The 18,331-nt window shown below is 69.7% G+C and carries 19 protein-coding genes; 11 read left to right on the forward strand and 8 right to left on the reverse strand.

Going from position 1 to position 18,331, the window contains the following annotated elements:
- Positions 1–7 precede the first annotated feature (7 nt).
- Complete coding sequence (gene yhbY, locus HV826_RS26105; protein ID WP_176419690.1) at positions 8–298, forward strand: ribosome assembly RNA-binding protein YhbY; 291 nt, start codon at positions 8–10, stop codon at positions 296–298.
- A 52-nt stretch (positions 299–350) separates the two neighbouring features.
- On the opposite strand, the gene HV826_RS26110 is transcribed toward yhbY, so the two are convergent.
- Positions 351–1,661, reverse strand: a complete 1,311-nt coding sequence (locus tag HV826_RS26110; protein WP_176419691.1) for a neutral/alkaline non-lysosomal ceramidase N-terminal domain-containing protein — start codon at positions 1,659–1,661, stop codon at positions 351–353.
- 144 nt (positions 1,662–1,805) lie between these two features.
- Here HV826_RS26110 and purF point away from each other — a divergent pair, with 144 nt between their 5' ends.
- Positions 1,806–3,194 (forward strand): amidophosphoribosyltransferase, encoded by a 1,389-nt coding sequence (gene purF, locus HV826_RS26115; RefSeq protein ID WP_217918783.1) that lies wholly within the window; start codon positions 1,806–1,808, stop codon positions 3,192–3,194.
- Here purF and HV826_RS26120 read toward each other — a convergent pair.
- Positions 3,184–4,215: an RluA family pseudouridine synthase gene (locus HV826_RS26120; RefSeq protein WP_176419693.1), complete on the reverse strand. Its 1,032-nt coding sequence runs from the start codon at positions 4,213–4,215 to the stop codon at positions 3,184–3,186. The genes purF and HV826_RS26120 overlap by 11 nt on opposite strands.
- 103 nt (positions 4,216–4,318) lie before the next feature.
- On the reverse strand, positions 4,319–5,449 hold the full coding sequence (gene wecB, locus HV826_RS26125) for a non-hydrolyzing UDP-N-acetylglucosamine 2-epimerase (protein ID WP_176419694.1): 1,131 nt from the start codon (positions 5,447–5,449) through the stop codon (positions 4,319–4,321).
- 107 nt (positions 5,450–5,556) lie between these two features.
- On the opposite strand from wecB, the gene kdsB reads away from it, so the two are divergent.
- Together kdsB and HV826_RS26135 are read left to right on the forward strand one after the other, a co-directional pair.
- Complete coding sequence (gene kdsB / locus HV826_RS26130) at positions 5,557–6,297, forward strand: 3-deoxy-manno-octulosonate cytidylyltransferase (RefSeq protein ID WP_176419695.1); 741 nt, start codon at positions 5,557–5,559, stop codon at positions 6,295–6,297.
- A gap of 2 nt (positions 6,298–6,299) precedes the next feature.
- On the forward strand, positions 6,300–7,169 hold the full coding sequence (locus HV826_RS26135; RefSeq protein WP_176419696.1) for a hypothetical protein: 870 nt from the start codon (positions 6,300–6,302) through the stop codon (positions 7,167–7,169).
- Here HV826_RS26135 and HV826_RS26140 read toward each other — a convergent pair.
- Positions 7,162–8,010: an aldo/keto reductase gene (locus HV826_RS26140; protein WP_176419697.1), complete on the reverse strand. Its 849-nt coding sequence runs from the start codon at positions 8,008–8,010 to the stop codon at positions 7,162–7,164. The genes HV826_RS26135 and HV826_RS26140 overlap by 8 nt on opposite strands.
- 109 nt (positions 8,011–8,119) lie before the next feature.
- Here HV826_RS26140 and HV826_RS26145 point away from each other — a divergent pair, with 109 nt between their 5' ends.
- The 6 genes from HV826_RS26145 to HV826_RS26170 all read left to right on the forward strand — a co-directional run bounded on the left by HV826_RS26145 (position 8,120) and on the right by HV826_RS26170 (position 14,247).
- Positions 8,120–9,886 (forward strand): ABC transporter transmembrane domain-containing protein, encoded by a 1,767-nt coding sequence (locus tag HV826_RS26145; RefSeq protein WP_176419698.1) that lies wholly within the window; start codon positions 8,120–8,122, stop codon positions 9,884–9,886.
- Positions 9,887–10,193: 307 nt separating this feature from the next.
- Positions 10,194–10,427 (forward strand): hypothetical protein, encoded by a 234-nt coding sequence (locus HV826_RS26150; protein ID WP_013935727.1) that lies wholly within the window; start codon positions 10,194–10,196, stop codon positions 10,425–10,427.
- Positions 10,428–10,511: 84 nt separating this feature from the next.
- Entirely contained in the window at positions 10,512–12,146 is a 1,635-nt protein-coding gene (locus tag HV826_RS26155) for a CTP synthase (RefSeq protein WP_176419699.1), read from the forward strand.
- A complete protein-coding gene (gene kdsA / locus HV826_RS26160; protein WP_176419700.1) occupies positions 12,143–12,979 on the forward strand; it encodes a 3-deoxy-8-phosphooctulonate synthase in 837 nt (278 codons plus the stop codon). The genes HV826_RS26155 and kdsA overlap by 4 nt, the downstream gene beginning before the upstream one ends.
- A 31-nt stretch (positions 12,980–13,010) precedes the next feature.
- Positions 13,011–13,586: an HAD family hydrolase gene (locus HV826_RS26165; protein WP_176419701.1), complete on the forward strand. Its 576-nt coding sequence runs from the start codon at positions 13,011–13,013 to the stop codon at positions 13,584–13,586.
- A gap of 40 nt (positions 13,587–13,626) precedes the next feature.
- Complete coding sequence (locus tag HV826_RS26170) at positions 13,627–14,247, forward strand: response regulator (protein WP_141255404.1); 621 nt, start codon at positions 13,627–13,629, stop codon at positions 14,245–14,247.
- A gap of 96 nt (positions 14,248–14,343) precedes the next feature.
- Here HV826_RS26170 and HV826_RS26175 read toward each other — a convergent pair whose 3' ends face one another.
- A complete protein-coding gene (locus HV826_RS26175; protein ID WP_176419702.1) occupies positions 14,344–14,787 on the reverse strand; it encodes an Hsp20/alpha crystallin family protein in 444 nt (147 codons plus the stop codon).
- A gap of 211 nt (positions 14,788–14,998) precedes the next feature.
- A complete protein-coding gene (locus HV826_RS26180) occupies positions 14,999–15,193 on the reverse strand; it encodes a CPXCG motif-containing cysteine-rich protein (RefSeq protein ID WP_176419703.1) in 195 nt (64 codons plus the stop codon).
- Between the two features lie 60 nt (positions 15,194–15,253).
- Between HV826_RS26180 and HV826_RS26185 the strand changes: the two genes are divergently transcribed.
- Entirely contained in the window at positions 15,254–16,093 is an 840-nt protein-coding gene (locus HV826_RS26185; protein WP_176419704.1) for a general secretion pathway protein GspE, read from the forward strand.
- A 21-nt stretch (positions 16,094–16,114) separates the two neighbouring features.
- On the opposite strand, the gene serB is transcribed toward HV826_RS26185, so the two are convergent.
- Positions 16,115–17,302, reverse strand: coding sequence for a phosphoserine phosphatase SerB (gene serB / locus HV826_RS26190; protein WP_176419705.1), 1,188 nt, complete (start codon positions 17,300–17,302; stop codon positions 16,115–16,117).
- A gap of 74 nt (positions 17,303–17,376) precedes the next feature.
- Positions 17,377–18,331: serine/threonine-protein kinase (locus HV826_RS26195; RefSeq protein WP_255217419.1), on the reverse strand; the 955-nt coding region annotated here is incomplete at its 5' end.

The following is an 18,331-nucleotide window of genomic DNA, read 5'->3' on the forward strand; positions in this document are numbered from 1 at the left end:
AAGGAACGTGCCGCTCACTGGGAAGCAACGCCGCCATCTGCGCGCGCTAGGACACCACCTGGAGCCGGTGGTCATCGTCGGTCAGGCCGGCGTCACCGAAGGTGTCATCGCCGCCATCGAGCAGGCGCTGCAGGACCACGAGCTCATCAAGGTGAAGATCAACGAGGGCCCGGAGACGCGCCAGGAAGCCGCGGCGCGCATCGCCGAGGGCGCCCAGGCGGAGCTCGCGCAGCTTCTGGGCCGCACCGCGCTCGTGTTCAAGAAGCGCAAGAAGGACTCCAAGTTCGAGAAGCTCTAGCCAGCCTCAAGCCGGCCGCGCCGCGGAGACGCATCCGCGGCGCCCGGCCGCTTCACGGCGTGAAGCCCGCCGCCCCGGCCACGAGCTCCGCCGCCACGGTCAGCCGCTCCAGCAGCGCGGGCCCGAAGTACTGGCGCCTGGACTCACCCAGTCCACCCTGCACGTTCGCCGCCGTCTCCACGTAGCCCACGTAGCCATCCGCCAGGCTCAGCACGCCCGTGGCGCCGGTCCGTTGCAGCAGCTCCACGCCCGCGGCCACGCTGGGCTCACCCGGCACCGCCACCAGCTTCAGCGGCCCCAGCACCAGCGCGCCCACCTCCGCCAGACGCGGCGCGGAGTCACACAGCAGGTTGTCCCCCGCCGCCCGCGTCAGCGCCGGCACCAACCGCGACGCGTCCGGACGTGGCATCGCCGCGTCGGCGCGCGCCAGGGACAGCCGCACCGTCTCTCCCACGGGTGACAAGGGCACGTCGCCAGCCAGCTCCGCCAGCGCCCGCGCGAAGCCCGACACGCGCTCCAGCCCCTGCCCTTCCGAGTACGCCACCTTCGCATTGCCTCCCGCGCCCTGCAGCACCAGCGTCACGCCGCTTCCCTCCTCCTCGCGCAGCGCGCTGAGCCGGCCGGGGTAGTCCGGGTCCACGTAGGCGCGGTGACGCGGCACCATTGTCGGGTGCCCGGCGAAGAGCAGCAGCTCCGCCACCGGCCCCTCCTGCCCCCGGAACACGGCGCGCGTCAGGACGCCATCCGGCTTCGCGCCGCCACTGCGCGATACGACGAAGTCCTGCTTCCGCGCCTCGCCGACCTCCAACGACACCGGGGCGAGCGCCGCCGCCGCCTGGGCCAGCGCGCCCCCCGCCGCCGAGGTGATGACGTCCACCACGTCCTCCCGGTAGCGCCCGGTGCCGGACAACTGCGCCACCAACCGCGAGTCATACCCGCCCAACGACGAATGCGTGTGCGTGGCCAGGACCAGCACGTCCTCCAGCCCCGAGGCCCGCGCGCGCTCACGCACCCGCGTGACCAGCACGTCCGGAACCAGGAGCAGGTCCAACGACACCAGCCCCACCCGTGACCCGCCTGCCTCCAGCACCACCGCGCGCGCGAAGAGCGGCACGTCGGCCTGGTCCGCCTCGGGCCGTGGCGGCGTATAACCGGCCACCACCACCGGGAAAGGCGGCGCGAGCGTCACCTTCGCCGCGCCCGCGCGCAGCGGCCCTTCGCCATGAACCTGTGACACAAGGAGTGGCGCGCGCTCGGCCCAACTGCCACACCAGTTCCAGGACGCCAGCGAATACGCGGCGCCAACGGTGAGCAATACCAGGGGAAACAGGGAACGCCAGCGGGCCGCGCGCGAGGATGCCATGCGCGAGCCAGACTAACCGCTGGGCCGGGGCTTTGGGACGCCTGACTGCCCACATGAAACGACTCTGGCGTCGGGTGGAATACCCACCAGAGGGGCATGCGTTCCTGTTCCGCTCACCGCTTGAAAGGAGTAAGGCAGCGCGCCATGTGCGGCATCTTCGGAATCGTGGGGCACGCCGAGGCCTCCAACCTGACGTACCTGGGACTGCACGCCCTCCAGCACCGGGGGCAGGAGTCCGCGGGCATCGTCGCCTCTGACGGGATGGGGCTGCGCGCTCACCGGCAGCTGGGACTCGTCGCCGACATCTTCGACGCGCCGGTGCTCGCCACCCTGCCCGGGCAGGCGGCCATCGGCCATGTGCGCTACTCCACCGCTGGAGGCAGCGGGCTCAAGAATGCCCAGCCGCTCTTCGTGCAGTACGCGGGCGGGCAGTGCGCCATCGCGCACAACGGCAACCTGGTGAACGCGGCCGAGCTGAAGCAGCAGCTCGAGGCCGACGGCGCCATCTTCCAGTCGGACGCGGACACGGAGGTCATCCTGCACCTGCTGGCGCGCTCCAAGCAGGCGACCTTCGAGCAGAAGCTCGTGGAGGCGCTGCGCAAGGTGACGGGCGCCTACAGCCTCCTGGTGCTCACGGAGAACAAGCTCGTCGCGGTGAGGGACCCGCACGGCATCCGGCCGCTGGTGCTGGGGCGGATGAAGGAGGGCGCCTACGTGCTGGCCAGCGAGTCGACCGCGCTGGACCTCATCGAGGCGGATATCGTGCGCGAGCTGGACGCGGGCGAGCTGCTCGTCATCGAGAACGGGCTGCTGCGCACCAGCAAGCCCTTCGCGGAGCCGCCGCGGCAGGCGCGCTGCATCTTCGAGCAAGTGTACTTCGCGCGGCCGGACTCCACGCTGTTCGGCAGCAACGTGTACGAGGTGCGCAAGGAGATGGGCCGTCAGCTCGCGAAGGAGCAGCCCGCGCCCGCCGCGGACCTGGTCATCGCGGTGCCGGACTCCGGCGTCCCAGCGGCCATCGGCTTCGCGCAGGCCAGCGGCATCCCCTACGACGTGGGCCTCATCCGCAGCCACTACGTGGGCCGCACCTTCATCGAGCCGCAGCAGTCCATCCGCCACTTCGGCGTGAAGCTGAAGCTCTCCGCGGTGCGGCAGGTGCTCAAGGGCAAGCGCGTGGTGGTGGTGGACGACTCCATCGTCCGTGGCACCACGAGCCGCAAAATCGTGAAGATGATCAAGGCGGCGGGCGCGCTGGAGGTGCACCTGCGCATCTCCTCGCCGCCCACGAAGTGGCCCTGCTACTACGGCATCGACACGCCGAGCCGCCAGGAGCTCATCGCCGCGACGCACAGCGTGGAGGAGATTGCCACGTACGTGACGGCGGACTCGCTCGGCTACATCTCCCAGGAGGGCCTGGGTCGCGCGGTAGGCGACCCGGAGCGCGGCAGCTTCTGCACCGCCTGCTTCTCCGGCAAGTACCTCATCGGCGACTTCGCCGAGCAGCGCGCCGAGCCCAGCAAGCTCACCGCCTGACGTCACCACCGGCTTCACGCCCCTGGCCCCCTGCCCGCTCCATTCCGGGCCGGGGGCCTTCGATGAAGGCCGTGAGGTCCGCGGGCAGGGGCGCCTCGAACACCACCGCCTGACCGGAGCCCGGGTGTGGGAAGGCGATGCGCGCGGCGTGCAGCGCATGGCGGGGCAGGCGCAGCCGCGGCCACGCCTCGGGCTCCAGGCAGTGCTTGCTGAAGCGGTCGAAGTAGCCCGGATCCGGCCCGTACATCTTGTCGCCCACGAGCGGGAAGCCCGCGTGGTGCAGGTGGATGCGAATCTGGTGCTGGCGCCCCGTCTCCGGGAAGCAGCGCAGCAGCGCGAAGGGCGCGCCGTCTCGCGTGAAGCGCTGGAGCACCTGGAAGCGCGTGCGGCTCTCCTTGCCCTCCACCGGGTCGATGCGCACGGCGATGCGGATGAGCTCGGTGCCCTCCGCGATGGGCGCGTCCACGGTGAACGCGTCCTCGGGCGGGTGCCCCTCGCAGAGCGCCAGGTACTCCTTATGTACGTCACGCGAGACGAACAGCCGCCCCAGCGCCCGGCATGACGCCGTGGTGCGCCCGCAGACGACCAGCCCGCTGGTCTCCCGGTCCAACCGGTGCGCGGGCTCGGCGAAGCGCTCACCGAAGCGCTCTCGCAGCAGCGTGACGAGGGTGCCCTTGTGGTAGCGCGCCGTGGGGTGGATGGGCAGCCCCGCGGGCTTGTCCAGCACCAGCAGCCAGTCGTCCTGGAACACCACGGGCAACTCCGTGGGCGTGTCGGGCTCCTCGCTGGCGCGGCGCCGGATGCGGAAGGCCAGCCCCGGGTACACCGGCGTGGACGGCTTCAGGCGCCGCTCCTCGCAGATGACGCCCCTCAGGATGACGCCCTGGAGCCGCTCCCGCGTCATCCGGCGGAGCTTCTCGCCCAGGTACGCATCCAGCCGCCACCCCGCGTAGTTCGGCTCGACGACGTAGCGGATGTCGACATAGCCCTCCGGGGCTTCTTCCTGCGGTGCGCGGTGCATGGGCCTGCCAGCGCTCTACCACGGCGGGCCCTCCTGCACAGGTGGGGACGGACGCGCGGGTGGGCCCACGCAAGTGCCAAGGCCCCCCACCCGCCCATCGCCCTCAGGCCGACGCCGCCTGAATCGGCTGGTCCTCGACGCCGAGGAAGCTCGCGAACAGGTCCGCGATGCGCTCGGCGGCGCGGCCGTCCCAGTACTCGGGGACGCGGCCCTGCTTGCCTTCACCATCCAGCACGCGGTCCGCGGCCAGCCGGATGCGGACCGGGTCGGTGCCCACCACCTCGTTGGAGCCCTCCTCCACGGTGATGGGGCGCTCGGTCTGCTCGCGCAGGGTGAGGCACGGGATGCCCATGGCCGTCGTCTCCTCCTGGAGGCCGCCGGAGTCGGTGAGCACCAGGCGCGCCTTCGACGTGAGCGCCAGGAAGTCCAGGTAGCCCATGGGCTCCACGGGCCGCAGGTTCGGCGTGCGCTCGAACCACGTGCCCAGGCCCTGCTCCGAAATCACCTTCCGCGTGCGCGGGTGCACCGGGAAGATGACCGGCAGGCGCGTGGCGACGTGGGCCACCGCGGACAAGAGGCCACCCAGAATCTTGGGGTCGTCCACGTTGGAGGGCCGGTGCAGCGTGCACACCGCGTAGCCGTGGGGGATGAGCCCCAGGTCCTTGAGCAGCGGCAGCTTGTCGGCCTTCTCGCGCGAGGCGAAGAGCGAGTCGATCATCACGTTGCCCACGAAGTGGATGCGGGCCGGGTCGGTGCCTTCCTTGAGCAGGTTGGCGTCCGCGTCACGGGACGGCGTCAGCAGCAGGTCCGACAGGCGGTCGGTGACGAGGCGGTTGATCTCCTCCGGTTGGTGAGGCGAGTAGCTCCGCAGCCCCGCTTCGACGTGTGCCAGGGGGATGCCCAGCTTCGACGTCACCAGCGCCGCGGCGATGGTGCTGTTCACGTCGCCCACCACGGAGACGAGCGCCGGAGGGTGGGCCAGGAAGACCTTTTCCAGCTCCACCATCATCCGCGCCGTCTGCTGCGCATGGCTGCCCGACCCGATGCCCAGATGGACGTCCGGGGCAGGCAGGCCGAGGTCGGAGAAGAACACGTCGCTCATCTTGGCGTCGTAGTGTTGCCCCGTGTGGACAAGGATTTGCTCCAGGGGAGTACGCTCGGCGATGGCGCGATAGATGGGCGCGACCTTCATGAAGTTCGGACGCGCCCCAACGATATGAATGACCTTCTTCATGTTGCGACCAAAGCTAGGCACTGGAGCCGCGCTGGCCAGTGTCCCATGATGCGAATGTCCAATCCCGGGGGCAGGCGTTCGTCGCGAACCTGATAGACGGAGGGGTCATGCAATCTTGCCGGACCGTTGCAGTCATTCCCGCCCGACATGCCAGCACCCGCTTCCCGGGCAAGCCGCTGGCGAACATCGCCGGCCGAACAATGATTGAGCACGTCTGGCGCCGCTGTCAGGAGGCCCAGGCCTTCGACGAGGTGTGGGTTGCCACCGATGACGACCGCATTCGCGCCGCGGTGGAGCGCTTCGGCGGCAAGGCGGTGATGACCAGCCCCGCCTGCGCCACGGGGACGGATCGGGTCGCCGAGGTGGCGCTCGGCCGTCCAGACATCGACATCTGGGTGAACGTCCAGGGAGACGAGCCCCTGGTGGACCCCGCCGCGCTCCAGCGGCTGGCGGGACTCTTCCAGGACGCGTCCGTGCGGATGGGCACCCTGGTCCGCCCGCTCGAAGCGGACGAAGCCGCCAGCCCGCACGTGGTGAAGGCGGTGCTCGCCCTCAACGGCGACGCGCTCTACTTCAGCCGCGGCCTGGTGCCCCACGCCCGCGAGCCGGGCACGCCCGTCCAGCGCTGGGGCCACATCGGCCTCTACGGCTACCGGCGCGACGTGCTGCTGTCGCTGGCGAAGCTGGCGCCCACGCCGCTGGAGGAGGCGGAGAAGCTGGAGCAGCTCCGCGCGCTGGAGCACGGCATCCCCATCCGCTGCGCGAAGGTCACCTCGCACACGGTGGCCGTCGACCTCCCCGGTGACGTGGAGAAGGTGGAAGCGCTCATGCGCGCGAGGGAGGGCTGACCATGGGCTTCCTCAAGAACGTCTTTGGCGGTGGTGAGGCGAAGGCGGACGCGGCGTCCCCCACCCTTGAAGCGGCCACCCAGGCCCCCACGGCGCCCCCCACCGTCGCCAGGGAGCCCGCGCCACCGAAACCACCCGCGCCTCCGAAACCACAGCGCGCGCAAGAGACCCGCAGGCAGCAGCAGGAGGACGAGGACATGGAGGGCGTTCAGCGGCTGGTGTCGCGCAAGGTGGAGCGGGTGCTGGAGCAGCTGGGGACGCTCGCCACGCGGGCGCGCTCGGGCGAGGAAGTCCCCACCATCACCGTCACGCTCCACCTGGCGCACGGCCATTCGATGACGGGCGAGGTGGTGGACTACGTGCCCCGCGAATCGGTGCTGATGGCCCTGAGCAAGGAAGGGCTGCGCCGCTCGGAGTCGGTGGCCTACGTGGACCTGTCCACGGTGGTGGCGGTGGCGGTGGGCAACGCGGAGAAGCTGCTGGAGCTGACGCAGCTCGTGCGGCCCAACCCCACGCGGCAGGACGTAGTGACGCTGCTGGAGAAGCTGCCCCACGCCCTCACCGAGCAGTTCTGGCCGGGCGAGGCGTCCCTGGGCGGCAAGCCCCTGCGCTTCGAGGTGGAGTGGGTGGGCCTGGATGACGAGCCGGGCCGCCGCGCGCTGGAGTCCGCCGTGAATGTCACCAGCCATGCCTTGCGCGCCCTGGCCCAGGAGCAGGGCCGCGAGGTGCTGCGCCGCATCACCTCCGTGCGCTTCCTCAAGGGCCAGGGCACCCGCGCCACCGTGGAGGGCGAAACGGGCACGGTGACGGTGGGCCCGGGTGAGCCCACCGTGTCCGCCTTCCGCAAGGCCTTCGCCGCCGGCATCAAATGACGGGCAGCGACGCCGGCTCGGCCCCCAGCGGGAAGGCCGCGTCGAGGAGGGCCCGCTCGTCGGCGGTCAGCGCCAGCGACGCGGCGGCGGCGTTGTCGCGCGCGTGGGCTTCCCGGCTCGCCTTGGGAATGGCGAACAGCGACGGCCCGCGCACCAGGAACCGGAGCGCCACCTGGTACGGCGTGACGCCGTGCGCGCGGGCAATGGCGCCCAGCACCCTCCCACCCCGGCTGTCGGGTCGGGGGAAGCGGCCGTTGCCGAAGGGGCTGTAGCCCACCACCGCCACGTCGTGGGCTTCGCACCAGGGCAGGACGGCGTGTTCGATGGCGCGCTCCTCCAGGTGGTAGAGCACCTGGTTGCAGGCGATGCGCCCGGGCCCCGCGAGCGCGAGCGCCTCCTCCAGGTCCTCCACCCCGAAGTTGCTCACGCCCCAGGCGCGAATCTTTCCATCCGCCACCAGCTTCTCGAAGGCGCGCACCGTCTCCTCCAGGGGGTGCGAACCCGGCCAGTGCAGCAGGTAGCAGTCGAGGTGGTCCGTGCGCAGCCGCTTCAGGCTCCGCTCACAGGCGGCGAGCGTGCCCGCGTAGGAAGCGTTGGACGGCATCACCTTCGACACCAGGAAGACGTCGCCACGCCGGCCCGCGATGGCCTCGGCGACGATGGACTCCTCCACCTTGCCGTGGCCGTACAGTTCAGCGGTGTCCACGTGTGTCATTCCCAGGTCCAACCCGGCGCGAAGGGCGCGGATGGCGCCTGCCCGGTCGTCCTCCTCCATCTGCCAGGTCCCCTGGCCCAGGACGGGCACGGACACCCGTGTGCTTCCAAATGGACGCTGCTCCATGGCACTCCCCCTGACTCCGCGTATGGCCTGCTTCGAGAGGATTAATACTGCATCAACGCACACGCAGGCGGCCGGTGCGCGGGTTGGACGCTCGCGTTAGTCTCCGCCGGTGTCTTCCCCCGTGAACGATTCGAAGAGCAGCGCCTCCCCTGGCGTCACCTTGGGGCGCCTGCTGAAGCTCGCGCGCCCGGAGCTGCTGCCACTGGCAGCGGGCACCTTCTTCCTCCTCATCAACAGCGGCGCCACGCTGGCCTACCCCCGCGCCATTGGCGACCTGGTGGACCAGGCCCTCACCGCGCGCGACCGGTATGTGGTGGACCGGCTCGCGATGCTGATGCTCGCCGTGTTCACGGTGCAGGGCCTCGCCATGGCGCTGCGCATCTACCTCTTCACCAGCGCGGGCGAGCGCGTGGTGTCGCGGCTGCGCAAGGACCTCTTCGGCGCCCTGCTGTCCCAGGAGGTGGGCTTCTTCGACTCGCGCCGCACGGGCGAGCTCACCAGCCGGCTCTCCTCGGACACCACCGTCCTGCAGACGACCGTCACGGCCAACGTGTCCATGATGCTGCGCTACGTCGTCACGGCCCTGGGCGGCGTGGGCCTGCTGCTCTACACGTCCGTCCAGCTCACGCTGGTGATGTTGGCCGTCATCCCGCCCGTGGCCATTGGCGGTGTGTTCTACGGGCGCCGGGTCCGGGTGATTTCCCGTCAGGCCCAGGACGCGCTCGCCGCCAGCGGCGAGGTGGCCGAGGAAGACTTGTCCGGCATCCGCACCGTGCGCTCCTTCGCCGCGGAGCGGCACGAGGTGGAGCGCTACAGCGTCGCCGTGGAGCGCTCCTTCACGCTGGCCAAGAAGCGCGCGCTCCAGACCTCCGTCTTCATGGGCGTGGCCTCCATCGCGGGGTATGGCTCCATCGCCGCGGTGCTCTGGTACGGCGGCCGGCTGGTGGTGGACGGCGGCCTCTCCGTGGGCGAGCTCACCTCGTTCCTCATCTACACCATGCTGGTGGCCTTCTCGTTCAGCGGCATCGCGGAGCTGTGGGCGGACTTCATGCGCGCCAGCGGCGCCGCCGAGCGCGTCTTCGAACTGCTGGACCGCAAGCCCGCCATCGGCGCCGGCGGCGAGCAACTGACCGACCTGCGCGGGCACGTCCAGTTCCGCGGCGTGCACTTCGCCTACCCCAGCCGTCCCGACGTGCCGGTGCTCCAGGGCCTGGACTTGGAGCTGCGGCCGGGAGAGGTGGTGGCGGTGGTGGGCCCCTCCGGCGCGGGCAAGTCCACGCTGGCCTCCCTGCTGTCGCGCTTCTACGACCCGCAGAACGGCGAGGTGCTGCTGGACGGCCATCCGCTCACCGCCCTGGAGCCGGAGTGGCTGCGCCGCAACATCGGCATGGTGGCGCAGGAGCCCCAGCTCTTCTCCTGCTCCATCGCGGACAACATCCGCTACGGCCGGCCCGGCGCCACCGACGCCCAGGTGGAGGAGGCCGCCCGCGCCGCCAATGCCCACGCGTACATCGAGCGCTTTCCGGAAGGCTACGGCACCCAGGTGGGCGAGCGAGGCGTGCAGCTGTCCGGTGGCCAGAAGCAGCGGGTCGCCATTGCCCGGGCGGTGCTGAAGGACCCTCGCCTGCTCATCCTCGACGAGGCCACCAGCGCCCTGGACGCGGAGAGCGAGCACCTGGTGAAGGATGCGCTGGAGCGCCTGATGAAGGGCCGCACCACGCTCATCATCGCCCACCGCCTGTCCACCGTGGCCAACGCGGACCGGGTGCTGGTGCTCGACGGCGGCGTCGTCATCCAGAGCGGCACCCACGCCGCCCTCATGAGCCAGGAGGGCCTGTACCGGCGACTGGTGGAGCGGCAGTTTGTCGCAGCCTGAACGCCTGGTGCCCACACGGCTCTCGCCACGCACCTGGCGACAGTGGCGCGCCCGCGGGCTCCCGGTTAAGTCTGGGGCTCCGAAAGGAGGTGATGCCTTGAACGACAGCAACTCCAAGGCGTCCACCTCCGCTTCGCTGGCCTGAGAAGGCGCCGAGGCGGTGGCAGACGCTGGCAGTTCCGGGCCCGTTTCCCGCGAGGGGGACGGGCCTTTTTGCGGCGGCTCGGGAATGCCGGCCCCCCCCTCCTGTTCGGAGCGCGCCGGGGGGAGAGGCCGACCCAACACGTTTCATCCGGGAGTTTCCGCCGTGTCCATCACCCCATGCCCCAGCCCGCTGCCCACCGCCCTCCGGGACGAGGAGTCCGTGGACTCGCAGCGCAACCTCTTCTGCCCCAACTACGACGCCTGCCTGCACCTGGTGGTGAAGCGGGGCTGGGAGGGCTGGAGCTGCCGGAACTGCGACTTGCGCAAGTTTCGCGTCGGGCAGCCGACCGCCCAGGAGTTCGCGGTCGCCCGGCCGGGTGGTTGGGACGGCAACTGACGCCGCCCCTCGGTCCCCAGCGGGCGGCCGTCCACCGGAAACAGAATAATTGACGCATCCCTGCCTCAGTTGGCAGAACGGGACATGCGCTCCAAGAAAACCAAGTTCATCTTCGTGACGGGCGGAGTGGTCAGCTCCCTCGGCAAGGGCCTCGCCTCCGCTTCGATTGGCGCCCTGCTGGAGAACCGTGGGCTGGCCGTCACCCTCATCAAGCTGGACCCCTACATCAACGTGGACCCGGGCACGATGAGCCCGTTCCAGCATGGCGAGGTGTTCGTCACCGAGGACGGCGGTGAGACGGACATGGACCTCGGCCACTACGAGCGGTTCACCAACGCGCGGATGAGCCGGCTCAACAACTTCACGTCCGGCCGCATCTACCACGCCGTCATCATGAAGGAGCGGCGGGGCGAGTACCTGGGCAAGACGGTCCAGGTGATTCCGCACGTCACCGACGAAATCAAGTCCAGCATCCGCCAGGCGGCGCAGGACGCGGACGTCGTCATCGTCGAGGTCGGCGGCACCGTGGGCGACATCGAGTCGCTGCCCTTCCTCGAGGCCATCCGGCAGATGCGCTACGACGTGGGCAGTGAGAACGTCGTCTACGTCCACCTCACGCTCTTGCCGTACATCGGCGCGGCCGGCGAGGTGAAGACCAAGCCCACGCAGCACTCGGTGATGAAGCTGCGGGAGATTGGCATCCAGCCCGACTTCCTCGTGTGCCGCACCGACCGCGAGGTGTCCCGCGAGCTGAAGGACAAGATTGCCATGTTCTGCAACGTGGACACGCGCAGCGTCTTCACGTCGCCGGACGTGCGCAGCATCTACGAGCTGCCGCTGGAGCTGCACCGCCAGGGCCTGGACGAGCGGCTCGCGGAGGTCCTCAACATCTGGAGCCGGGCGCCGCACCTGGAGCGCTGGGAGAACATCATCCGCAAGGTGTACGAGCCCGCGCGCGGCCAGGTCCGCATCGCCATTGTGGGCAAGTACGTCAACCTCACGGAGAGCTACAAGAGCCTCAACGAGGCGCTGCTGCACGGCGGCATCGCCAACGACGTGAAGGTGAACCTGCACTTCGTCGACAGCCAGGACGTCGAGGAGCAGGGCGCGGAGAAGCTGCTGGCCGGCGTGGACGCCATCCTGGTGCCTGGCGGCTTCGGCGTGCGCGGCACCGAGGGCAAGATTTCCGCCGTGCGCTACGCACGAGAGAAGAAGGTGCCCTTCTTCGGCATCTGCCTGGGCCTGCAGATGGCCGTGGTGGAGTTCAGCCGCGGCGTGCTGGGCCTGTCCACCGCCAACAGCCTGGAGTTCAACGAGCACACGCCGCACCCGGTGGTGACGCTCATGGAGAGCCAGGTGAAGGTGCAGGACAAGGGCGGCACCATGCGCCTGGGCAGCTACGCCTGCGCGCTGAAGCCCGGCTCGCTCGCCCACCAGCTCTACGGACAGGACACCATCCAGGAGCGCCACCGCCACCGCTACGAAGTGAACAACGCCTACCGGGGCAAGCTGCAGGAGGCGGGGCTGGTCATCTCCGGCGCCAACCCCGAGCTCAACCTGGTGGAGATGATTGAGCTGGCGGACCACCCCTACTTCGTCGGCTGCCAGTTCCACCCTGAGTTCAAGAGCAAGCCCTTCGCACCCCACCCCCTCTTCTCCGGCTTCATCCGCGCGGCGCTCGCCCAGCGGGACACGGCGGCCGGCCAGGTGTCCGCATGAGCGCCCCCAACCCCATCGAGCTGTGTGGCTTCAAGGTCGGCCAAGGCCAGAAGCTGTTCGTCATCGCCGGCCCCGACAGCATCGAGTCCGAGGACATGGCCCTGCGCCATGCCCGCCTCCTGAAGGAAATCACCGGCCGGCTCGGCGTCCCGTACGCCTTCAAGTGCTCCTACGACAAGGCCAACCGCACCAGCGGCAAGTCCTTCAGAGGCCCGGGTCTCAAGGAAGGCCTGAGAATCCTGAAGAGAATCCGGGATGAAGTGGGAGTTCCCGTTCTCACGGACGTCCATGAGACGAGCCACGTCGGGCCAGCCTCGGAAGTTGTGGATATCATCCAGATACCGGCCTTCCTGTGCCGGCAGACGGACCTGGTGGAAGCCGTGGCGCGGACTGGCAAGGGCGTCAATCTGAAGAAGGGGCAGTTCGTGGCGCCCAAGGACATCGTCCACTCGGCGCGCAAGGCCTTCGAGGCCGGCAACCCCAACGTGCTCGTCACCGAGCGCGGTTCGACCTTCGGCTACAACAACCTGGTGGTGGACATGCGCGGCCTCGCGCAGATGCGCGACGCCGGCCTCGCCGTGTGCTTCGACGCCACCCACTCCGTTCAGCTCCCCAGCGCCGGAAACGGCGAGACGGCGGGCGAACGCCGCTTCGTGTCCTTGCTGGCCCGCTCCGCCGCGGCCGCCGGGATTGACGCGTTGTTCACGGAAGTCCACGAAGATCCGGATCGTGCCCTGTGTGACGGTCCCTGTTCGCTGAATCCACAGATGTTTGAAGACGTGGTACGAAACGTGCTGAGCATCCGCCGGGTGTTGGGACACGAGCCGGGTTGATGCGTCAGCAAACAAGGGAGTCGAGCAAGCCATGGTGACGGACGCCCTTTCCAGACTGGGAACGGAAGAGCTGGCGTCCCGTGCTGCGCGCGTGCGGCTGCTCGTCTTCGACGTGGACGGGGTGCTCACCGACGGCGGCCTCTACTACGGCCAGGACGGCGAGCTGATGAAGCGCTTCGACGTCAAGGACGGCCATGCGCTCGTCATGGCCCGGCTGTCCGGGTTGCCCGCCGCCATCCTCACCGCCCGCACCTCCGGCATCGTGGAGAAGCGCGGGCAGGAGCTGGGCCTGGCGGCCGTGTTCCAAGGCCGCCGTGACAAGTCGGCCGCGCTCAAAGAGCTGCTCACCCAGCTGGACGTGCCCCTGGACGCCTGCGCTTACATGGGTGACGACCACAACGACCTGGGTCCACTTTCAATGGTGGCTCTTTCCGCTTGTCCTGCGGATGCGGTCCCCGAGGTGCGCCGAGAGGCCCACTTCGTTACCCAGAGCCCTGGCGGCCGAGGCGCCGCTCGGGAGCTCGTGGAGCTGTGTCTCAAGGCCAGTGGCCGCTGGGACGACGCAGTGGGTCTGATGAGAGGGTCTGATAGGCGCGGTACTCAGTGAGGTTGAAGAAAACCCGTGTTCAAGGTAGGTGAATAGTTCCATGGGCAGCGGAATGATGCAGCAAGAGGGGAGTACGGCGATGACGGACCAGCTCTACACGACGCACGACATCAGTCGTTTGCTTCAGGTGGATCCGTCCACGGTGAGCAAGTGGATTGACCGTGGCATCCTGATGGCGTTCAGGACGCCGGGCGGCCACCGCCGCGTGCGGTCGGCGGACCTGCGCACGTTCCTCATCACCCATCAGATGCCGGTTCCCGAGGAGCTCGGCAGCGGCACGGTGCGCCTGCTCGCGGTGGATGACGAGCGCCCGGTGCTGGACGCCATCAAGCGCGCGTTCAAGCCGTTCGCGGCCCAGGTGGAGCTGCAGACGACGACGAGCGGCGTGGAGGCCCTGCTGCTCGTGTCCGAGCAGAAGCCACACGGCATGATCATCGACCTCAACATGCCGGACATCGACGGCCTGGAAGTCTGCCGTCGCATCCGCGCGCGCAAGCAGATGGAGGGCGTGCGGCTCATCACCATGACGTCCGCGCATACGCCCGAGGTCGTGGAGCAGTCGAAGCAGGCCGGCGCGCTGGCGTGCATGGCGAAGCCGCTGGACGTGCAGCAGGTGCTGGAGCTGTTCCGCGTTCCGCTGGCGCTCAGCGCCAAGCGGTAGGACAGGCAGGGCTTCCGCCTTGCTCGCGGAAGCCCTGGGCAGGGATTTCAGTGGGAGGCAGGTGACCTCCCAGGCCCGCGGTGTGCGCCCGCGGCTTCAGCCCTGGACCTTGACTTCGATGACGCGGGGCTTGGACTCCTCGCGCCGAGGCAGGGTCAGCGTCAACACGCCCTGCTCGTAGCGGGCCTCCACCCGGCTTGCGTCCACCGTGTCAGGCAGCGCGAAGGAGCGGGCGAGTGTCCCGAAGGCGCGTTCCTGGCGGCGCACGTTGACGCCCTCCGCGCGCGGCTCGGCCTTGCGCTCGGCCTGCACGGTGAGGATGTCCTTCTCCACCGTCACCTGGATGGCCTTCGCGTCCAGCCCGGGCATGTCCAGTTGCAGGGTGAGGCCGCTCTCGGATTCGGTGATGTCCGCGGCCGGCGTGCGCTCACGCGGGGCCTGGCGCCACATGGGCTGCGTCAGCTCGCGGCAGAGCGCGTCGACATCGCGCATCAGCGGGTTCACCACGACGGCGGAGTTGAACGGATTGCGAGCCTGCATGGTCGTCTCCTGTTCGTGACGTCCTCGCGGACGCACGGCATGAATGAGCCTGGGTTGTTCTGGTTCGCGGTCGCCGCGGTGCCCCCCACCGGGGCTCCAGCGCCGCCTCACAAGACTCAAGAGAACCATGCTTCGGAGCGTGTCAAGCAACGCCCCGGCGGCTTCCGCCGGCGCCGCGTTTCACGCCCGCCTGCCCGCCCTCCAGGCCGCCTCAGTCGTCGTCGCGGCCCAGGTGCACGGCGAAGCGCTCCTCGTCGCGGGACACCTGCACCGTCCAGGGACGGCAGCACACCGGGCAGTCCTCGATGTACGTCTCCGAGGCCACCCCAATGGGGTCCACGGCGACCTCCACTTCCTCACCACAGTAGGGGCAGAGCTGGGTAGCGGCTTCCGCGAAGGGCTGCATGGCTGGGCCTCCTCATCACGGACGCAGCGTCCGCGCATCTAGACGGTAGAATGCCGGGCCATGGCCTCTCCTTCCCGGAATCGCATTGGCGACATCCTCGTCAAGGCACGCGTCATCGACGACTTGCAGCTGCGCAGCGCACTGGCCACCCACGAGCAGTGGGGCGGACGGCTGTCGCGCATCATCGCGGACCTGGGGCTGGCCACCGACGACGTCATCACCGAGGCCATCTGCCAGGGCCTGGGAATGCAGCGCATCCAATTGGGCAACGTCACGCGCGACGCGGGCGCGCTCTCGCGCGTGGACGTGAGCCTCGCCGAGCAGAAGGCCGTCTTCCCGGTGTCGCTCAAGGACAACGGCAAGACGCTGGTGCTGGCCATGGCGGACCCCACGGACCTCGGCACCCTGGACCAGGTCGCGGCGAAGAGCCGCGCCCGCGTGGTCGTCATGGTGGCGGGCGAGCGTGAAATCGAGCACGCCATCCTCCGCCACTACCGCGGCCAGGAGCCCGTCATCAGCACGCGCTTCGGCGGCGAAAAGCGCCCGAGCAGCTCGGACGCGCAGGATGACGAGGACGACCTCAAGGTCGTCGACATGAGCGGCAACACGGTGGTGAAGCGCATCGCCGACATCACGCCGCCCGCGGCGCCTCCGCCCGCGCCTCGCGCGCCGGAGCGCGCCCCTGAGCCAGGCGCTGGCGCCAGCGCCGCGGACATCCTCGACGAGATTCTGGCGGGTGGCGCGCCCACCAACGAGTGGACGGACGAGGACCTGAAGCGGCTGCAGACGGTGCAGCAGAACCAGGAGAAGAGCTCCAAGATTCTGCGCGCGCTGCTCGAGCTGCTGCTGGAGAAGAACCAGCTCCAGCAGCGCGAACTGGCGGCGCGGATGCGGCTGTAGGGCGCGCCCTCAGCCGGCCCCTCAGCCCGCTTCCAGCAGCTCGCGGCCGGTGAGTCCCAGCAGGTAGAGGATGCTGTCCAGGCCGCCTGCGGAGATGGACGTGTCGGCCGCGGCGCGCAGCCTGGGCTTCGCCCGGAAGGCGATGCCCAGCCCGGCGCGCTCCAGCATCAACAAGTCGTTGGCGCCGTCTCCCACGGCGACCACCTGGTCCAGCAGGATGCCCTCCTCCCGCGCCAGCGACTCCAACAGCTCCGCCTTGCGCCGCGCGTTGACGACGCGGCCCACCGTGCGGCCGGTGAGCTTCCCGTCCTGAATCTCCAGCTCGTTGGAGTACGCGAAGTCGATGCCCAGGCGCGCCTTCAGCGCCTCGGCCGCCACGGAGAAGCCGCCGCTGATGACGGCGGTGCGGTAGCCCAGCCGCTTGAGCACGCGCACCAGCGTCTCCGCGCCCTCCGTCAGCGGCAGGTTCGCCGCGAGCTGGTGGACCACGGACGCGTCCAGGCCCCGCAGCAACGCCACGCGCTGACGCAGCGACTCGTCGTAGTCCATCTCACCGTGCATGGCGCGCTCGGTGATGCGCGACACCTGCTCGCCCACGCCATGCGCGCGCGCCAACTCGTCGATGACCTCGATGCGGATGAGCGTGGAGTCCATGTCCATGACGACCATCCGCTTGCCGCGCCGGAACAGGCCCTCGCGCTGCAGCGCCACGTCGAATCCACCCGACTGCATGGACAGCTCCAGCAGCGCGTGCTTGAGCGCGTCGGGCGGCTGGCCCGGCGGCAGGCGGATGTGGAGGTCCACCGAGCCCAGGTGCGGCTCGCTGAGGCGCGTGATTCGCTCCACGCTGGCGCCATGCTCCGCCAGCACCTGCGTCAGCGAATGGAGCTCCCGCGCGCCCAGGGCGCGGCCCACGGCGGTGACGACGTGGCGCGAGGACGCGGCTGGCGCGGCGGGTGCCTCCACCGCCTGGAAGTCCAGCGTCACGCCCAGCGTCTTCGCGGCGGACAGCAGCGTCTCCAGGGTGCCGCTCGCCGGAGACAGCCGCACCAGCAGGCAGAGCGTGAGGCGTCCCTGCACCACCACCTGCTCCACGTCGAGCAGCTCGGCGCCGGCCTCCGCCAGCAGACCGGTGAGGCGCGAGACGACTCCGGGATGGTCCTTCCCGGTGACGGTGATGAGCACGCTTTCGGACGGGGGCGGAGTCATGGCGCCACGGAGTGTGGCAGCCCCCAACGTGCGCGGCGAGCCCCGAGTGCGCCCAGGGCCCGGCCGCCTGCCCGTCACTCCTTCGGCGTATCCGAGGAGATGACGAGGTCCCCCTTGGAGAGGAACTCCTTGTCCGGGTACGCCTTGTAGAAGTCCTCCAACATGGCGTCCACGTCCGGGTAGCGCTGCTCGCGCTTGTCCTGGGTGGCCTTGTCGAAGAGCTGATCCAGACCGCTGGGAGCCTCCGGGTTGACCTCGGAGGGCAACGGCGAGCGGCGGCCCGGAATCTGCCCGGTGAGCATCTCGTAGAGCAGGATGCCCAGCGCGTAGACGTCCGCGGAGGCGCCCGGCTCCTTGCCACCCCGGTTCATCAGCTCCGGCGCCATATAGGCCATGCCGCCCGTGCCCACGAAGACCTGGGGCATGCCCTTGGTGGCGTCCACCTCCACCACGCGGCCCAGCCCGAAGTCAGCCAGCTTCGCGTTGCCGTACGTGTCGAAGAGCACGTTCTCCGGCTTGATGTTGTGGTGCGTGAGCCCCGCGGCGTGCGCGGCCCGCAGGCCGTAGGCCAGCTGCAGGAAGGCGCGCAGCGCGAAGGACACCGGCACGCCGTTGCCACCGCCCGCGTCCAGCCGCTCACGCAGGCTGCCCTGCATCAGCTCCAACACGAAGTACGGCCGGGCGGCGTCCACGTTCTGGTCCACCACCTGGACCACGCCCGGGTGACGCACCTGGGCCTGGGCGCACAGCTCCTTCTTCAGGCGCTTGAGCACCTCGCCCCGCTGCAGGAAGGAGAAGTAGCCGAAGATGTCCTTCAGCTCCTTCAGGCAGATGTCCAGGCCCAGCGCGGTGACGCGCCCCTTGAAGACGGTGCCCAGCGGACCGGTGCCGATGGGGTCGAACTTCTGGTAGCGCAGGTCCAGCTCGGAGCCCTTCGGAGCGGGAGCGGCGGGCGCTGCTGCGGCGGCGGCATGGGAATGGCCACGGACGGCGCGCCCAGGTCCAGCGCGGGCATGGCCGAGCGCGAGC

Origin of the sequence: Myxococcus sp. AM010, from assembly GCF_013372585.1 — a bacterium.
In the GTDB taxonomy this organism is placed as follows: Bacteria; Myxococcota; Myxococcia; order Myxococcales; family Myxococcaceae; genus Myxococcus; species Myxococcus vastator.

Coding starts and splice junctions, on each gene's coding strand:
- HV826_RS26110 (WP_176419691.1), bottom strand. CDS start 1,661: ATGGCATCCTCGCGCGCGGCCCGCTGGCGTTCCCTGTTTCCCCTGGTA.
- purF (WP_217918783.1), top strand. CDS start 1,806: ATGTGCGGCATCTTCGGAATCGTGGGGCACGCCGAGGCCTCCAACCTG.
- HV826_RS26120 (WP_176419693.1), bottom strand. CDS start 4,215: ATGCACCGCGCACCGCAGGAAGAAGCCCCGGAGGGCTATGTCGACATC.
- wecB (WP_176419694.1), bottom strand. CDS start 5,449: ATGAAGAAGGTCATTCATATCGTTGGGGCGCGTCCGAACTTCATGAAG.
- kdsB (WP_176419695.1), top strand. CDS start 5,557: ATGCAATCTTGCCGGACCGTTGCAGTCATTCCCGCCCGACATGCCAGC.
- HV826_RS26135 (WP_176419696.1), top strand. CDS start 6,300: ATGGGCTTCCTCAAGAACGTCTTTGGCGGTGGTGAGGCGAAGGCGGAC.
- HV826_RS26140 (WP_176419697.1), bottom strand. CDS start 8,010: ATGGAGCAGCGTCCATTTGGAAGCACACGGGTGTCCGTGCCCGTCCTG.
- HV826_RS26155 (WP_176419699.1), top strand. CDS start 10,512: ATGCGCTCCAAGAAAACCAAGTTCATCTTCGTGACGGGCGGAGTGGTC.
- kdsA (WP_176419700.1), top strand. CDS start 12,143: ATGAGCGCCCCCAACCCCATCGAGCTGTGTGGCTTCAAGGTCGGCCAA.
- HV826_RS26165 (WP_176419701.1), top strand. CDS start 13,011: ATGGTGACGGACGCCCTTTCCAGACTGGGAACGGAAGAGCTGGCGTCC.
- HV826_RS26170 (WP_141255404.1), top strand. CDS start 13,627: ATGGGCAGCGGAATGATGCAGCAAGAGGGGAGTACGGCGATGACGGAC.
- HV826_RS26175 (WP_176419702.1), bottom strand. CDS start 14,787: ATGCAGGCTCGCAATCCGTTCAACTCCGCCGTCGTGGTGAACCCGCTG.
- HV826_RS26180 (WP_176419703.1), bottom strand. CDS start 15,193: ATGCAGCCCTTCGCGGAAGCCGCTACCCAGCTCTGCCCCTACTGTGGT.
- HV826_RS26185 (WP_176419704.1), top strand. CDS start 15,254: ATGGCCTCTCCTTCCCGGAATCGCATTGGCGACATCCTCGTCAAGGCA.
- serB (WP_176419705.1), bottom strand. CDS start 17,302: ATGACTCCGCCCCCGTCCGAAAGCGTGCTCATCACCGTCACCGGGAAG.